Here is a 15,499-nt window from a genome sequence, read left to right on the forward strand (position 1 = left end):
TCAGCCTCGCTTCCGATCAAACATGCGCTACTCTTTCCAGTGTGCTTCCATGAAACGCCGGCGCCGCGCCTGCCTTGATCCCTGTTGCACCCACCACGGCCGTCTCGCCTAGTAGACGCAAGGCCGCACCTTCGATCAATCCCGCCGCAAGCAATTGCTGTGCCCGGCTCACCCCTGCCCTCAACGCATCGTCGATTTCGCTTTCCCCGAGCACGCCGACATCGCGGGTTACAAGGCGCGCGCCGAGATCGCTATCGGGCTGCAGTTCGTTCGCCGAGCAACGGATGATCGCGGAATGACCTGGCAGATCGACCGCGTTGGCGATGATGGTGGCGGCGGCATCTGCCTGAGATGCCGTTTTCGCCAGCACGGTGACGGCATCCGCGATCCCCAGCGAAAAACTGCGGCCGTGCCGTCCGCTGGTCGCGATGCCCCGCACCGGATCGTCGGCGTCGATGTCAATCGTTCGCATCAGGCCATGCCGGTCGGGCCGATCCATCAGGCCCACGGTAAACTGCTCGCCGCCGGCGAGATGCAGCGCGATGTCACCGCCATTGTTGACGTAGGCGCGGTCGAGCCGTGCGGCGGCAAGCATCGCGCCGAGAATCTCCTCAGCGACGCTCCCCGCCACCGCTGCCATCGGCGTGATGAACTCTTCGGTCGCAAACGGCACGACAGCCGCATGCATGCGGCGCGCGACGACGCCCTTCAGTGGGCATCGAATCGGATCGGCGGCCATTCGGAGTTCAACCAACTCCTCGCAGAGTTCATCCAGCAGGCCGGTAAAGCGCCGCGCCGCCGCCTCATACGCAGCGCGCACACCGCCTTCCCTGCCCTTCGCCTCGATGACCAGATCAATCGGACCGTCCTGCAAATGCAACCGCTTGCCGTCCGGAAGAAGCGCGATTTGCGGCAGCCGTTTCATGCGCGCCGTCCCGGGATGTAAGGCATCGGACGGAGCTCGGTATTGTCTCGCAACGACGCCAGCGGACGGACGTGATCCATGTGCCCGCCGAGCGCGGCATAATCGGAAAGCCGCAGCGTGAACTCGATCGGCGCCACCAGCGCCGGTGTCGGCACATAGCCGAAGGCGCCGGCCGGCATCTGCGTCACATCAACCATGAAGGTGATGCCCCCGCCCGGCCAGACATACACAGGCGCACCGCCGCTGGTGACCCGCGTCAGCGCATCCTTGACCGAGCGCGTCAGCCGCACCGGATTGTCGGTGACGCCGGCACGCAGCGAGCCGCCGGCGCCGCCCATGAACAGCACCGTGCATAGCGCCGGTTCGCAATTTTCCTGGATACGCTCGACCGAGAACCGAAGATCGGGTGGCATCTGCTTTTCGATCGGCCGCAGCGCTTCATCAAGCTCGTAATAGGCCGCGTGCTCGCCGGTGGTCGAGACCATCAGCATGGTCAGGCCGGGCCGCGCCTCCTTTGGATTGAACGGCCCCAGCACTGACAGCGGATCGGAAATATTGGTGCCGCCCCAGCCGGTGCCAGGCTCGGCGACCTGGAAATACCGGCCCGGCGTCGAGCGCCGCCCCTTCATCTTGATCCCGGTATCGGGAATATCGAGCAGCTTGCCGGCCTGGTGTTCCGAGAGAACGCCGGTGATGTGATCGTCCACGACCACGACTTCATCGACCTTGCCATGCCATTGCTTGGCGAACATGCCGATCGTCGCCGAGCCGCAGCCCACCCTCATGCGCTCTTCGGCAACGCCGTTGACGATGGGGGGATAGCCGGCCTGCACCACGACGGTAGCGCCGCCATCGATCGTCAGTTCCACCGGCTTGCAGTTGGAGAGGTCCATTAGCGCGTCGCAGGTGACACGGCCTTCCTTCTTGGAGCCGCCGGTCAGATGATGCACGCCACCGAGGGAGAGCATCTGCGAGCCGTACTCGCTGGTCGTCACATGGCCGATCGCCTCGCCTTCCGCGCGGACGGTCGCCGTCTCCGGGCCGAGATAGCGGTCGGTGTCGATCTTCACCTTGACGCCGCAATAGCTGAAGATGCCCTCGGTCACGACGGTGACCATGTCGACGCCATCGATCTCCGATGACACGATAAAGGGCGCGGGCTTGTAATCCGGGTATGTGGTGCCGGCGCCGATGGCGGTCACGAACACGTTCGGTTCGTGGACGATCTTGCCATCCCAATCGCCGCCGCCGGCCTGGAACGGCACCAGCCGTCCGCCATGCGATACCGTCTGTTCCAGCACGATATGCGGATCGACGCGCACCAGTTCACCGTTGTGATTGGCATAGCGATCGCACGCGCCGGCCGCGCCCGGTTTGATGTAGCACATCACCGGACAGGCATCGCAGCGGATCTTGTCGCCACCGGCGACGGTCGCATCGGTCATGAACAAGCCTGCAGTCGAGAAGGCGCCGATCGGAGCCGCTTCCTCACGGCCCGATCACTTTGTTCGTATACGAATGATGTTGCGCGCGGACGGAAACGCTGTCAAGCGGCCCCTGCCGCGAAAGGCCCGACTTGCCGCATAATACCTCATTTGCCTCGCCGCTCTGTTCATAAAGCGAGCAGCGCACTGCAGCGCGGGATCGTGCGGCTTGCACGTTTGTACACAAACGGTATCTTTCGGCAGCGTCCAGCGCGTAGTTTGCAGCGCAACGAAGGCTTAGGAGAGCATGACGCAGAGCACGATGCGCCTCACCGTCAACGGCAAGACCAGCGATGTCGACGCCGCGCCCGACACCGCATTGCTTTACGTCCTGCGCAACGACCTCGCCTTGAACGGACCGAAATATGGCTGCGGTCTCGGCGAATGCGGCGCCTGCGCGGTGCTGATCGACGGCGTCGCCGCGCGCTCCTGCGTGATCCCGATCGAGGGCTGCATCGGCCGCGACATCGTGACGCTCGAAGGTCTCGGAACGCGCGAGCATCCCGATCCCGTGCAGCAGGCCTTCATCCGCGAACAGGCCGCGCAATGCGGCTACTGCCTCAACGGCATGATCATAGCGACCAAGGCCTTGTTGTTGCGTTCCGCTCACCCGTCGGACGATGAAGTGCTGGAAGCGCTGCGCCATCATCTCTGCCGCTGCGGCGCGCATGTCGAGATCATGCGTGCGGCGATGCGGGCCGCAGGCCGTGCCGTTGAGGCGCAGGCGTGATGACGGCTCCCGACACGACCGAGGATCGCGAACGTCTGCAGGGAACGCTGTCCGTCGTTCGTCCCGCCTCCCCCGTCGAAGCCGTCAAGTTCGAGACCTTCATCAGGATCACCGCCGACGGATCGGTCACCGCCTATAACGGCCATGTCGATCTCGGCACCGGCATCCGCACCGCGCTCGGACAGATTGTCGCCGAAGAGCTCGACGTCTCCTTTGCGCGCGTCGTCGTCGTGCTGGGCGATACGTCTCTGGTGCCCAATCAGGGCGCGACGATCGCGAGCGAAACGATCCAGATCACTGCCGTGCCGCTGCGCAAGGCCGCAGCGCAGGCACGGCAGTTCCTGATCGCACGCGCGGCGGAGCGGCTGGAGCTTCCGGTCGAAGGACTCGTTATCGAGGACGGCCTGGTCCGCGGCAAGGACAATCGCAGCGTCAGCTATGGCGAACTGATTGCGGGTGAGACCATCCAGCTTGAACTGGCCGATGATGTTCTCGTGAAGTCTGTCGATGCCTACACCATTGTCGGCCAATCCGTGCCGCGCGTCGATCTGCCGGCGAAGGCAACCGGCGAATTGGTCTACGTTCACGACATGCGCGTGCCCGGCATGCTGCATGGCCGCGTCGTTCGTCCGCCCTATGCCGGCGTCGATGTCGGTGATTTCATCGGCAACAGCCTGATCGCGGTCGACGAGTCCTCCGTGCGCGACATCCCCGGACTTGTCGCCGTTGTGAAGATCGGCGACTTCGTTGGCGTCGTCGCCGAGCGCGAGGAAAATGCGATCAAGGCCGCAGCGCAGTTGAAGGTTTCCTGGAAGCCGGTGCCGACGCTGCCCGACCTGCAGAACATCGAGACCGCGCTGCGTGCCAATCCGTCGACGCCGCGGACTCTGATCGACAAGGGCAATGTCGATGCGGCGATTACCGGCGCGGCGAAGCCGATGCCGCGAACCTACATCTGGCCGTACCAGATGCACGCTTCGATCGGCCCTTCCTGCGCGGTTGCCGATTATCAGGAGGATCTGACGCGGGTCTGGTCCGGCACGCAGAATCCGCATCATCTGCGCACCGAATTGGCGCGGCTGATCCATCGCCGCGAAGCCGAGATCGAGGTGATCCGGATGGAGGCTGCCGGTTGCTACGGCCGCAACTGCGCCGATGACGTTTCTGCCGACGCAGTGCTGCTGTCGCGCGCCGTCGGCCGACCAGTACGCGTTCAGTTGACGCGTGAGCAGGAACATGCGTGGGAGCCAAAGGGCACAGCGCAGTTGATGGACGTCAATGGCGGATTGAACGCCGACGGCAGCGTCGCCGGCTATGACTTTGCCACGCGCTATCCATCGAACGGCGCGCCGACGCTGGCGCTGCTGCTGACCGGCACGATCCCGCACACGCCCGCCATCTTCGAGATGGGCGACCGCACCGCGATCCCGCCCTACGATTACGACAATCTGCGCGTGGTGGCCAACGACATGCCGCCGATCGTGCGTGCCTCCTGGCTGCGCGGCGTCTCGGCGCTGCCGAACACTTTTGCGCATGAATCCTGGATTGACGAATGCGCCGATGAAGCCGGCGTCGACCCGATCGAGTACCGCCTGCGCTATTTGAAGGACCCGCGCGCCATCGATCTCGTCAACGCAGTTGCAGAGCGCGCCGGCTGGAAGCCGCGGCCGATGCGCGAGGACAAACAGGCCGAGGGTGACATCGTGCGCGGACGCGGCTTTGCCTACGCTCTCTATGTGCACAGCAAGTTTCCGGGCTATGGCGCGGCATGGTCGGCGTGGATCGCCGATGTCGCCGTCAACAAGGCAACCGGCGATGTCAGCGTGACGCGCGTCGTGGCGGGACAGGACTCCGGCCTGATGATCAACCCGGAAGGCGTCCGCCACCAGATCCACGGCAACGTCATCCAGTCGACCAGCCGCGCGCTGATGGAGGAAGTGTCGTTCGATCGCACGTCGGTGACGGCGCGGGAATGGGGCGCCTACCCCATCATCAAATTCCCCGAGGTGCCCGAGATCGACGTCCTGATGTTGCCGCGGCAGGATCAACCGCCACTCGGCGTCGGCGAGTCCGCCTCCGTCCCCAGCGCGGCTGCCATCGCCAACGCCATCTTTGATGCGACGGGTGTGCGCTTTCGCGAATTGCCGTTCACGCCGGAACGTATCTTGCGGGGATTGCACGGCGAGGAACAGCATGCACCGGAAGCGTTGCCGTCGCCGACATCCGCGCCGCAGCCCGACCTGAACAGGTGGCAAAATCCTTTTGCCGGACGCCGCGGCGTGTTCGCGACAGCCGCAGCCCTGTGCGCCGCCGCGATCGGTATCGGCGCCGCCGTCTTGCCGTGGCGCGCGATCGCGCCGATCGCGCGGCCCGATGCCTCGGTCTATTCGGCCGCGACCATCGCCCGCGGCCAGCAACTCGCCGCGCTCGGCGACTGCGCGGTCTGCCACACCTCGGCGAACGGTATCCTCAACGCCGGCGGCAAGGCGTTGCCTACGCCTTTCGGTACGATCTATTCGACCAACATTACGCCCGATGTCGAAACCGGAATCGGCGCGTGGTCCTATCCCGCCTTCGAGCGCGCGATGCGGGAGGGAATCCATCGCGACGGCCGACATCTCTATCCGGCATTTCCCTACACGCATTTCGCCAGGACCACCGACGCCGACATGCAGGCGCTCTACGCCTATCTGATGGCGCAGTCGCCGGTGCGCGCAGAGACGCCGCAGAATGCGCTGGCGTTTCCGTTCAACCTGCGTCCACTGATGGCGGGATGGAACGCGCTGTTCCACAAGCCGAGTACGTTTCAGCCTGACTCGACCAAGTCCGAGATATGGAATCGCGGGGCCTATCTGGTCGAAGGCCTCGGCCATTGCAGCGCCTGCCATTCGCCGCGCAATGCGCTCGGCGCGGAGAAGGCGAACGCCTATCTCGCCGGCGGATTTGCGGAAGGCTGGGAAGCGCCGGCGCTGACGTCGCTGTCGCAGGCGCCGATCCCATGGAGTGAGGGTGAGCTTTACGCTTACCTGCGAACCGGCGAGTCGCGGCTTCACGGCGTCGCCGCCGGGCCGATGGCGCCCGTCGTGAAGGAGCTCACAGCACTTCCAGATTCCGATATCCGCGCCATGTCGGTCTATCTCGCTTCGTTCAATGAGAACTCCATGGATCCCGCGGCGCAGCAAGCGCTCGCCGCGAGACTGGAATCCTCGACTGGCACGCTCGCGTCGGCTGCCTCCAGCACCGGCGCCCGGCTCTACCAAGGGGCCTGCGCGGTGTGCCACGAGGTCGGCGGCGCGCCGCTGTTCGGCAGCCGGCCGTCGCTGGCGCTGAACAGCAATCTGCACAGCGCCGCGCCTGATAATCTGATCCAGCTCATCCTGCACGGCATCGCGAAGCCGGCCGCAAGCGATCTCGGCTATATGCCGGCCTTCAAGGACAGCCTGACCGACGGCCAGGTCGCGGAACTGACCGCTTATCTGCGACGGCAATTCGCCCCGGACAAGCCTGCCTGGACCGGTATCCAGGCGGCAGTCGGCCGAATCCGGCAGGAATAGCGCGCTGAGCTGCCATGTTCCGGCCAGAACCCACTAGTTGGGCGGCCTCCGGCACGGTAGAGTTCCGCCATGGCAGTTACCGACATTGCATCCCGAACCTATAACCATGGCTGGCGGCTCGACCCGATCGTGCGCAGCCTGCTCGACACCGATTTTTACAAGCTTTTGATGCTGCAGATGATCCGCGAATTCTATCCGGATCAGCGCGTCACCTTTTCGGTCATCAACCGCACGAAGCAGGTCCGCCTTGCCGAGATCATCGACGAGGGCGAACTGCGCGCGCAGCTCGATCATGCCCGCACCATCCGCTTCACCAAGAAGGAACTGATCTGGCTCGCGGGTAATACGTTCTACGGCAAGACCCAGATGTTCTCGCCCGACTTCATCAACTGGCTCGCCAGCTTTCGCCTGCCCGAATACGAATTGAACAAGGTCGACGGCCAGTACGAACTGCACTTCCATGGGCCGTGGACCCACACCACGATGTGGGAGATCCCGGCGCTCGCGATCATGAACGAGCTGCGTTCGCGACAGGCGACCAAGGGACAGGGACGTTTTGTGCTCGACGTGCTCTATGCCCGCGCCAAGGCCAAGCTGTGGTCCAAGGTCGAACGGCTGCGCAAGCTCGAAGGCTTGCGGCTGTCGGACTTCGGCACCCGCCGCCGCCACGGCCACCTCTGGCAGCGCTGGTGCGTCGAGGCGGTCAAGGAGGGACTCGGGCCTTCGTTCACCGGCACCTCGAACGTGCTGCTGGCGATGGACAACGATCTCGAAGCGATCGGAACCAACGCGCATGAACTGCCGATGGTCGCAGCCGCGCTCGCCAATTCCGACGAGGAACTGCGCTGGGCGCCCTATCGTATCCTAGATCAGTGGCGACACACCTATGGCGGCAATCTTTTGATTGCGCTGCCCGACGCCTTCGGCACCAAGGTGTTTTTGCGCGACGCGCCGGACTGGCTCGCCGACTGGACCGGCTTTCGCCCGGACAGCGCGCCGCCGATCACGGCCGGCGAGGAGATCATCAAGTGGTGGAAGCAGAAGGGCCGCGATCCCAGGGAGAAGCTGCTGGTTTTCTCCGACGGCATGGACGTCGACTCGATCGAGGAGACCTATCGCCATTTCGCGGGACGCGTCCGTATCTCGTTCGGCTGGGGCACCAACCTGACCAATGATTTCGTCGGCTGCGCGCCCGATGGTTCCGCCGATCTCGATCCAATCTCGCTGGTCTGCAAGGTGACCTCGGTCGATGGACGGCCGGCGGTCAAGCTGTCCGACAATCCCGAGAAGGCGACCGGCTCCGCGTCCGAGGTCGAGCGCTATCTGCGCGTGTTCGGAAATGCCGGCCGCGTCCGCACTCCCGTGCACGTCTGAACCCGCAAATATCAATTTCCAGCCACCTATCGACTTGACGAGCCCCGCATGCCCGCACCCAAGCCGCCTGCTTTCGAAACCCTGAGCCTGCACGCCGGCCAGCGCCCGGACCCCGCAACCGGCGCCCGCGCGGTGCCGATCTACCAGACCACGTCCTATGTGTTCCAGGATTCCGATCACGCCGCGGCACTGTTCAACCTGGAACGCGCCGGCCACATCTACACGCGCATTTCCAATCCCACCACGGCGGTGCTCGAGGAGCGCCTCGCCGCGCTCGAAGCCGGCGTCGGCGCGATCTGCACGGCGAGCGGTATGGCCGCGATGCATCTGGCGATCGCCACCCTGCTCAATGCGGGCGATCACATCGTCGCCTCCTCCTCGCTCTACGGCGGCACCATCAACCTGCTCACCCACACGCTGCCGCGCTTCGGTATCACCACCACCTTCGTCAAGCCGCGTGCGCTCGATGAATTCCGCGCGGCGATCAAGTCGAACACGCGGCTCGTGATCGGCGAGACCATCGGCAATCCCGGGCTGGAAGTGCTGGATATTCCTGATGTCGCCCAGATCGCGCATGACGCCAAAATTCCGCTGTTGATCGACAACACCTTCGCCACGCCGTTTCTCAGCCGGCCGATCGAACTCGGCGCAGATATCGTGATGAACTCGGCGACCAAATGGATCGGCGGCCACGGCATCGCGATCGGCGGCGTCATCGTCGATGGCGGCCGGTTCGACTGGCACGCTTCCGGCAAATTCCCCCAGCTCACCGAGCCCTATGCCGGCTATCACGGCATCGTCTTCGACGAGCAGTTCGGCCAGGCCGCCTTCATCATGCGCGCGCGCACGGAAGGTTTGCGTGATTTTGGCGCGTGTCTCTCGCCGACCAACGCGTTCCAGTTGTTGCAGGGCGTCGAGACGCTGGGCATCCGCATGGAGCGCCACATGAGCAATACGCTCGCGGTGCTCGAGGCGCTCACTGCCAACAAGGCCGTCGACTGGGTGCTGCATCCCGCGCTGGAGAATCATCCCGACCATCAGCTCGCGAAGCGGCTGCTGCCGCGGGGCGCCGGATCGATCGTCTCTTTCGGCATCAAGGGCGGTCGCGCGGCGGGCAAGAAATTCATCGAATCGTTGCGGATGATCAGCCACCTCGCCAATGTCGGCGACGCCAAGACGCTGGTCATCCACCCCGCCAGCACCACGCATCAGCAGATGGACGCCGCACAGTTGAAGGCCGCAGGCGTCGGCGAGGAGCTGGTGCGGCTGTCGGTCGGAATCGAAACCGTTTCCGATATCATCGACGATCTCGGCCAGGCGCTTCGCGCATCGCAGAAGGTTTGAACCATGCAGCTTTCCGTCAATGGTGCTGATGTCTTCGTTGCCACCGGCGGCCGTCCGTTCGATCCGTCGCTGCCTGCAGTGGTGATGCTGCATGGTGCGGGTTTTGATCATTCGACCTGGGCGCTGCACAGCCGCTGGTTCGCGCATCACGGCTATTCCGTGCTGGCGCCGGACTTGCCGGCCCATGGCCGTTCTTCCGGCGCGCCGTTGCCGACCATCGCCGACATGGCCGACTGGACTGCGGCGCTGCTCGACTCGGCCGGCGCGCCGAAGGCGAAGCTGGTCGGGCATTCGATGGGATCGCTGATCGCGCTCGAGACTTCCGCGCGGCATTCGGAGAAGGTCTCCGGCCTCAGTTTGATCGGCACCGCCGCCGCGATGACGGTGGGGCCCGATCTGCTTAAGGCCGCGGAGTTCAACAATCCCGATGCCATCGACATGGTCTCGATCTGGGGTCTCGGCTTCAAGGCCGAACTCGGCGGCAGCCTCGCGCCGGGACTATGGATGCACCAGGGCGCGCAGCGCGTGCTGCAGCAGACGCGGCCGGGCGTGCTGTACAACGATCTCAATGCCTGCAACTCGTATCAGAACGCGCTCGCCGCAGCCGCGCAGGTGAAAGTGCCCGCCACCTTCATTCTCGGCGAGCGTGACATGATGACGCCTGCGAAGGCCGGCAAGACATTGGCGGCGGCGACGCCGAATTCGCGCACCGTTGTGGTTCCGGGCGCCGGCCACATGATCATGGCCGAAGCGCCGGACGAGTTGCTGGCGGCGCTGCGTCAATAGTTACTGCCTTCCCGCCGGCCTCCGCTCCACTGGATGAATATCGATCGCGCACAGGCGTCCCAACCGCAGCACGTCCATCGCGAGCGTGCGGCCGATGCGGTCGCGGTCGAGGGCGCGGATCAGATCGTCGACGCCGTTGATCTCGATGCCGTCGAGCCTGATCACGACATCGCCGGGCAGCAGCCCCGCCTTCTCCGCCGGACTATCCGGCTCGATCTGCGCCAGCAGCGCGCCCATCTTGTTGTCGACGCCGGCGACCACCGCGTGACGCCGCGGGATCGGCGCGGTCTGTCCGGCGACGCCGATATAGGCGCGGCGGACGTAGCCGTGACGGATGATCTCGGACAGCACGAACTGCGCGGTGTTGCTGGCGACCGCAAAGCAGATGCCCTGCGCGCCGTTGATGATCGCAGTATTGATGCCGATCACTTCTGCGGCCGACGACACCAGCGGCCCGCCGGAATTTCCGGGGTTGAGCGCGGCGTCGGTCTGGATCACGTCTTCGATGGTTCGTCCGCTCACCGATCGGATGGATCGGCCGAGCGCCGACACCACGCCGGCTGTCACCGTCGATTCAAAGCCGAGCGGGTTGCCGATCGCGACCACGAGTTGGCCGCGGCGCAGGCTCTTGGAATTGCCCAGCGAGGCGTAGCGCAGATCGCGCGCGCCATCGGCCCGCAGCAACGCGAGGTCGGTATCGGGATCGACACCCAACACATGCGCGTCGGTGACAAAGCCTTCGATGTCGCGCAGCCTGATCTCTTTCGATGACCCGACCACATGGCTGTTGGTCAGCACGAGACCATCGGGCGAGATCACGATGCCGGAGCCAAGTCCGCCGCGCTCACGCACGCTGCGCACCTTCGGCCCCGTCTCGACGCGCACGACGGCTGGGCCGACGCGCTCGGTCACGTCGATCACGGCATTGGAATAGGCATCGAGCAAGACCCGATCATTGTCCCGGGCAGGCTCGGCCGTTCGCGATGACGGCCCGTCATCGGCGATATCTGAGGTAAAATCCAACATGGCGAGATTCCTTCGGCTCATCAGATGGTGGCCGGGAACCGGATTCGCAAGATGTCCGCGTTCGCCGCAAGGCTGGCCTGTTACGGCGCCCGCCTGAGCGTCCCCGACCTTGCTCTGACCGGATCGAGCAGCGCCCAGTCACCCTCCTCCAGCGTGTAGCCTCTCGGGAACGGTGCGCGAAGCTCCAACCCGAGCGAGCGCAACACCCGGTCGTCACGGTAATAGCATTGCAGGACGACACGAACGAGCGTCGCTGCCGCGGCGCCTCCGGTGGCGCGGAACTCGTTCGCTATCGCCTCGCGCCTGGCCGCATCGAGTTCGGCCAGGGGCCGGCCGGCGAGACGCGCGAGATGATCGAGCGCCTGCTTGACCTGCGCGGTGTCGCGGCCGAGCGTCGCCAGCATGTCGGCCTGGATCGCGGGATCGTCCGCGCCGGGCACCTTGTACTCGTCGCTGGCGGGAACGATCATCGCGGCGACGGTGCGGAGATCATCGCGTTGGGCCGAGGTCAGTTGTTTTGCTGCGGACATGTTTGCTGCGGACATGGCGGTCTCAATCGAAGAGGTTGGCAAGGCGTTGCTTCATCTGGTCGGCGACATAGAGCGCGATCGCCTGGATGGTCGAGGTCGGGTTGACGCCGCCTGATGTCACGAACACGCTGCCATCGACGATGAAGAGATTCTTCACATCGTGCGAGCGGCCCCATTCGTTGACCACGGAGCGCGCGGGATCAGTGCCCATCCGCGCGGTGCCGAGCAGATGCCAGCCGCCCCACGGAATCGGGTTGTTGATGCAGATATCGGTGGCGCCGGCGGTTTCGAGAATCTCGCGGCCGCGCGCCAGTCCATGCTCCATCATCTTCCGGCTGTTCTCGCTGATCGTGTAGTCGATCTTCGGCGCGGGAATGCCGTGGCCGTCCTTCAGCACGGGATCGAGCGTGACGCGGTTATGCTCCTCGGGCAGATCCTCGCAGATCGCGGAGACCGCAAGCCGATGGCCGTTGAGCCTGCGGAACACGCGGTGATGATCCGCGCCCCACGGCAAAATGCCTTTCTGCTCGCTCGCCACCGCTTCGAACACGGGCCCAGCACCGCGGCCGAACTGGATGCCGTAGCCGCGCACGAAGCCGCGCGACAGATCCGTGTCGTAAAACTCCTTGCTCCAGAGGCAGGTCGGCGGCGCGCGGTTACTGTCGGTCGGCTCCTTCACGAAGCCGTAGATCTGCGCATAGGGATGAAACATCAGGTTCTTGCCGACCAGGCCGGATGAATTGGCCAGCCCATTCGGGAAACGGCCGGAGATCGAGTTCAAAAGCAGCCGCGGCGTGCCGACGCCGTTGCAGGCGATGATGACGACCTCGGCCGGCTGGAACTGCTCGACGCCATCCTTGTCGTAGTAGACGACGCCCGAGGCCATGCCGTGCTCGTTGGTGAGGATCTCGCGCACCCGGCAGTGGGTCTTGAGCTCGACGCCGGCGCGAATCGCATGCGGCCAATAGGTGATGTCGGTCGAGGCCTTTGCGCCTTGCGCGCAGGCCGGCGTGCAATGGCCGAGATTGATGCAGCGCGCCCGGCCCTCATAGTCCATCGTCGCGACCGTCGTATCCGATGGCCACCAGTGCCAACCGAGCTTGTTCATGGCCTTGCCGATCAGCGGGCCGGAGAGTCCAAGCGGCTGCGGCGGCATCGGCGGGCGCGTCAGCGGCGAAAGCGGATCGCCTGAAAGCCCCGAGACGCCCATCATCCGGTCGTTCTCTTCGAAGAACGGGGTGAGTGCGTCGTAATCGATCGGCCAGTCATCAGCGACGCCATCGAGCGTCTTCACCTTGAAATCGGAGGGATGCAGCCGCGGCCAATGCGCGGTGTACATCACCGTCGAGCCGCCGACGCCGTTGAAGTTCACGACCTTGATCGGCGAATTGTCGTCGTTAACAGGATAATCCTCGGGCCGGCCGCGAATGTTGGGGCTGGTCGACCAATCGCCATAAAACTTCGCCTCCCAGTCGCGCCCGGTGCTGGGATATTCCGACGGCTTCATCCAGCCGCCCTGGTCGAGGCAGAGGATGTGCATCTTGGTTTCGGCCAGCGACCACGCCACCGCCGCGCCGGACGCGCCGGCGCCGATGATCAGGACGTCAACGGGATCGTTCATTGTGGTTCGCTTCGCTCCCTGAACTACGTCGCCTAACGGCGATCTCGGCATCACGATAGGGGCAGATGCGGCCAGCAGTAAAGCTGCGTGAGGCGGGCTTGGTCGGACAAACCTGCAACCCTGCCGCGCCTCGATACCGGTTTGTTCGCGGGCGCGAGACGGGATAGCCTTGCGCCAAACCATGAGCACGGAGACCACGCCGATTCCGGATTTCGACGCCATCATCATCGGCGCGGGCATGTCGGGCCTGTACCAGCTCTACCGGCTGCGTGAACAGGGGTTTCGCGTGCGCGTGTTCGAGGCCGGCACCGAAGTCGGTGGCACCTGGTACTGGAACCGATATCCGGGCGCCCGCTTCGATTCGGAGAGCTATTCCTACGGCTATTCTTTCTCCAAGGATTTGCTGCAGGAATGGGAATGGTCGGAGCATTTCGCCGGCCAGCCGGAGACGCTGCGCTACCTCAACTACGTTGCCGACAAGTTCGACCTGCGCCGCGATATCCAGTTTCGCAGCCGGGTGACGGCGGCGATTTATGATGAGAGCTCGCGAAGCTGGAGCGTTACGCTCGAAGACGGCAGCCGCTTCAACACCCGGTTCCTGATCACGGCGATCGGCCCGCTGTCGACCCCCACATTGCCGCGGATCGAGGGACGCGACGATTTCAAGGGCGCGTCGTTCCATACCGCGCGATGGCCGAAGGAGCCGGTGGATTTCACCGGCAAGCGCGTCGCCGTGATCGGCACCGGCGCGACCGGCGTGCAGACCATCCAGACCATTGCGGGCCAAGTCGGCCATCTCACCGTGTTCCAGCGCACGCCGAACTGGTGTGCGCCGCTGCACAACGGCAAGATCGACGCCGAGACGCAAGCGAAGATCAAGGCAGGCTATCCGGAGATGTTCGCCCGCTGCCAGGAGACTTTTGCCTGCTTCCTGCATACGCCGGACCCGCGCGGCGCGTTCGAGCTGTCGGACGAGGAACGCGAGGCGTTTTATGAAAAGCTCTATGGCGAGCGCGGCTTCGGCATCTGGCAAGGCAATTTCCGCGACATCCTGATCGACCGCAAGGCGAATGCGACGATCTCGGATTTCGTGGCGCGCAAGATCCGGCAGCGGGTGAAGAATCAGGCCGTGGCGGAGAAGCTGATTCCAAGGAATCACGGTTTTGGCACCCGGCGGCTGCCGCTCGAGACTTTTTATTATGAGGTCTATAATCAGGACAATGTCGAGCTTGTCGACATCACGGAAACGCCGATCGAGCGGATCACGCCCAACGGAATCAGGACCAGCGACAGGGAATACTCGTTCGACATCATCATTTATGCGACCGGTTTCGACGCCATCACCGGCAGCTTCGACAAGATCGATTTTCGCGGCGCAGGCGGGGTGCGCCTCAAAGATAAATGGAAGAGCGGACCGGAGACTTATCTCGGCATCATGGTCCACGAATTTCCCAACATGCTGATGCTGATGGGCCCGCACACCGCGCTCGGCAACATTCCGCGCAGCATCGAATACAGCGTCGACTGGGTGACGGGGCTTATTGGGTTTGCGGTGAAGAACAAGCTGACGCGGCTGGAGGCGACGCCCGAGGGCGTGAAATCCTGGACCGATCACGTCAAGGCGCTCGGCGAGGGACTGCTTTCCAACGAGGTCAATTCCTGGATGACCGGCATCAATTCCAACGTCGAGGGCAAGCAGACCCGCATCGTCGCCCGCTACAGCGGCAGCGCACCGGCGTATCGCGCGCGCTGCGACGGGGTGGCGGCGAAGGGGTATGAGGAGTTGAGGCTGGGGTAGCGTCATCGTCGGCCCCTCTCCCGTCATTGCGAGCGAAGCGAAGCAATCCATAGCGCGGGATGCGGAGATATGGATTGCTTCGTCGCTTTCGCTCCTCGCAATGACGGCGGATGCAGTTTCGCGATCTCGCGACGCATTGCGCCCGAGGTTTGCAATTTCGTTTGCCCTTTTCGAAATAGAGGGCGCAGGGAAGACCGGGTGCTTGCTGCACCCGCGGTCTCGCGTGCGATTTGCGCAAACAAAACTGCACACGAGCATACAGGGCAGCGGGAGCATTCCGGCCTTCCCTGCGCAATGGCTTTACGGCTTACTTCGTGCTCTTCCCGG

At 64.3% G+C, this 15,499-nt stretch carries 11 protein-coding genes; 6 read left to right on the forward strand and 5 right to left on the reverse strand.

Going from position 1 to position 15,499, the window contains the following annotated elements; translation table 11 throughout:
* Positions 1-16: 16 nt before the first annotated feature.
* Entirely contained in the window at positions 17-925 is a 909-nt protein-coding gene (locus tag C7G61_RS13375) for a UPF0280 family protein (protein WP_108514650.1), read from the reverse strand.
* The gene (locus C7G61_RS13380; protein ID WP_108515042.1) at positions 922-2,370 is read right to left on the reverse strand and encodes a 6-hydroxynicotinate reductase; all 1,449 of its coding nucleotides are present in this window, start codon (positions 2,368-2,370) and stop codon (positions 922-924) included. The genes C7G61_RS13375 and C7G61_RS13380 overlap by 4 nt, the downstream gene beginning before the upstream one ends.
* A gap of 286 nt (positions 2,371-2,656) precedes the next feature.
* On the opposite strand from C7G61_RS13380, the gene C7G61_RS13385 reads away from it, so the two are divergent.
* From C7G61_RS13385 to C7G61_RS13405, 5 genes are all read left to right on the forward strand, one after another.
* On the forward strand, positions 2,657-3,139 hold the full coding sequence (locus tag C7G61_RS13385) for a (2Fe-2S)-binding protein (protein WP_108514652.1): 483 nt from the start codon (positions 2,657-2,659) through the stop codon (positions 3,137-3,139).
* Positions 3,139-6,693, forward strand: coding sequence for a molybdopterin cofactor-binding domain-containing protein (locus C7G61_RS13390; RefSeq protein ID WP_108514654.1), 3,555 nt, complete (start codon positions 3,139-3,141; stop codon positions 6,691-6,693). The genes C7G61_RS13385 and C7G61_RS13390 overlap by 1 nt, the downstream gene beginning before the upstream one ends.
* A 69-nt stretch (positions 6,694-6,762) precedes the next feature.
* On the forward strand, positions 6,763-8,067 hold the full coding sequence (gene pncB, locus C7G61_RS13395) for a nicotinate phosphoribosyltransferase (protein WP_108514656.1): 1,305 nt from the start codon (positions 6,763-6,765) through the stop codon (positions 8,065-8,067).
* 48 nt (positions 8,068-8,115) lie between these two features.
* The gene (locus C7G61_RS13400; protein ID WP_108514658.1) at positions 8,116-9,411 is read left to right on the forward strand and encodes an O-acetylhomoserine aminocarboxypropyltransferase; all 1,296 of its coding nucleotides are present in this window, start codon (positions 8,116-8,118) and stop codon (positions 9,409-9,411) included.
* 3 nt (positions 9,412-9,414) lie between these two features.
* The gene (locus C7G61_RS13405; RefSeq protein ID WP_108514660.1) at positions 9,415-10,197 is read left to right on the forward strand and encodes an alpha/beta fold hydrolase; all 783 of its coding nucleotides are present in this window, start codon (positions 9,415-9,417) and stop codon (positions 10,195-10,197) included.
* Here C7G61_RS13405 and C7G61_RS13410 read toward each other — a convergent pair whose 3' ends face one another.
* From C7G61_RS13410 to C7G61_RS13420, 3 genes are all read right to left on the reverse strand, one after another.
* The gene (locus C7G61_RS13410; protein ID WP_108514662.1) at positions 10,198-11,223 is read right to left on the reverse strand and encodes a S1C family serine protease; all 1,026 of its coding nucleotides are present in this window, start codon (positions 11,221-11,223) and stop codon (positions 10,198-10,200) included. It abuts the gene before it with no gap.
* 80 nt (positions 11,224-11,303) lie between these two features.
* On the reverse strand, positions 11,304-11,753 hold the full coding sequence (locus C7G61_RS13415) for a hypothetical protein (RefSeq protein WP_108515044.1): 450 nt from the start codon (positions 11,751-11,753) through the stop codon (positions 11,304-11,306).
* Between the two features lie 22 nt (positions 11,754-11,775).
* A complete protein-coding gene (locus tag C7G61_RS13420) occupies positions 11,776-13,374 on the reverse strand; it encodes a GMC family oxidoreductase (RefSeq protein WP_190241793.1) in 1,599 nt (532 codons plus the stop codon).
* 181 nt (positions 13,375-13,555) lie between these two features.
* Between C7G61_RS13420 and C7G61_RS13425 the strand changes: the two genes are divergently transcribed.
* Positions 13,556-15,172, forward strand: coding sequence for a flavin-containing monooxygenase (locus C7G61_RS13425; RefSeq protein WP_108514664.1), 1,617 nt, complete (start codon positions 13,556-13,558; stop codon positions 15,170-15,172).
* The last annotated feature ends 327 nt before the right edge of the window (positions 15,173-15,499 follow it).

The sequence above is a fragment of the Bradyrhizobium algeriense genome, from assembly GCF_003062295.1.
GTDB classification, from domain to species: Bacteria; Pseudomonadota; Alphaproteobacteria; order Rhizobiales; family Xanthobacteraceae; genus Bradyrhizobium; species Bradyrhizobium algeriense.

Excerpts from the sequence above, each read along its gene's own strand:
- C7G61_RS13375 (WP_108514650.1), bottom strand. The coding sequence starts at position 925 with ATGAAACGGCTGCCGCAAATCGCGCTTCTTCCGGACGGCAAGCGGTTG.
- C7G61_RS13380 (WP_108515042.1), bottom strand. The coding sequence starts at position 2,370 with ATGACCGATGCGACCGTCGCCGGTGGCGACAAGATCCGCTGCGATGCC.
- C7G61_RS13385 (WP_108514652.1), top strand. The coding sequence starts at position 2,657 with ATGACGCAGAGCACGATGCGCCTCACCGTCAACGGCAAGACCAGCGAT.
- C7G61_RS13390 (WP_108514654.1), top strand. The coding sequence starts at position 3,139 with ATGACGGCTCCCGACACGACCGAGGATCGCGAACGTCTGCAGGGAACG.
- pncB (WP_108514656.1), top strand. The coding sequence starts at position 6,763 with ATGGCAGTTACCGACATTGCATCCCGAACCTATAACCATGGCTGGCGG.
- C7G61_RS13400 (WP_108514658.1), top strand. The coding sequence starts at position 8,116 with ATGCCCGCACCCAAGCCGCCTGCTTTCGAAACCCTGAGCCTGCACGCC.
- C7G61_RS13405 (WP_108514660.1), top strand. The coding sequence starts at position 9,415 with ATGCAGCTTTCCGTCAATGGTGCTGATGTCTTCGTTGCCACCGGCGGC.
- C7G61_RS13410 (WP_108514662.1), bottom strand. The coding sequence starts at position 11,223 with ATGTTGGATTTTACCTCAGATATCGCCGATGACGGGCCGTCATCGCGA.
- C7G61_RS13415 (WP_108515044.1), bottom strand. The coding sequence starts at position 11,753 with ATGTCCGCAGCAAAACAACTGACCTCGGCCCAACGCGATGATCTCCGC.
- C7G61_RS13420 (WP_190241793.1), bottom strand. The coding sequence starts at position 13,374 with ATGAACGATCCCGTTGACGTCCTGATCATCGGCGCCGGCGCGTCCGGC.
- C7G61_RS13425 (WP_108514664.1), top strand. The coding sequence starts at position 13,556 with ATGAGCACGGAGACCACGCCGATTCCGGATTTCGACGCCATCATCATC.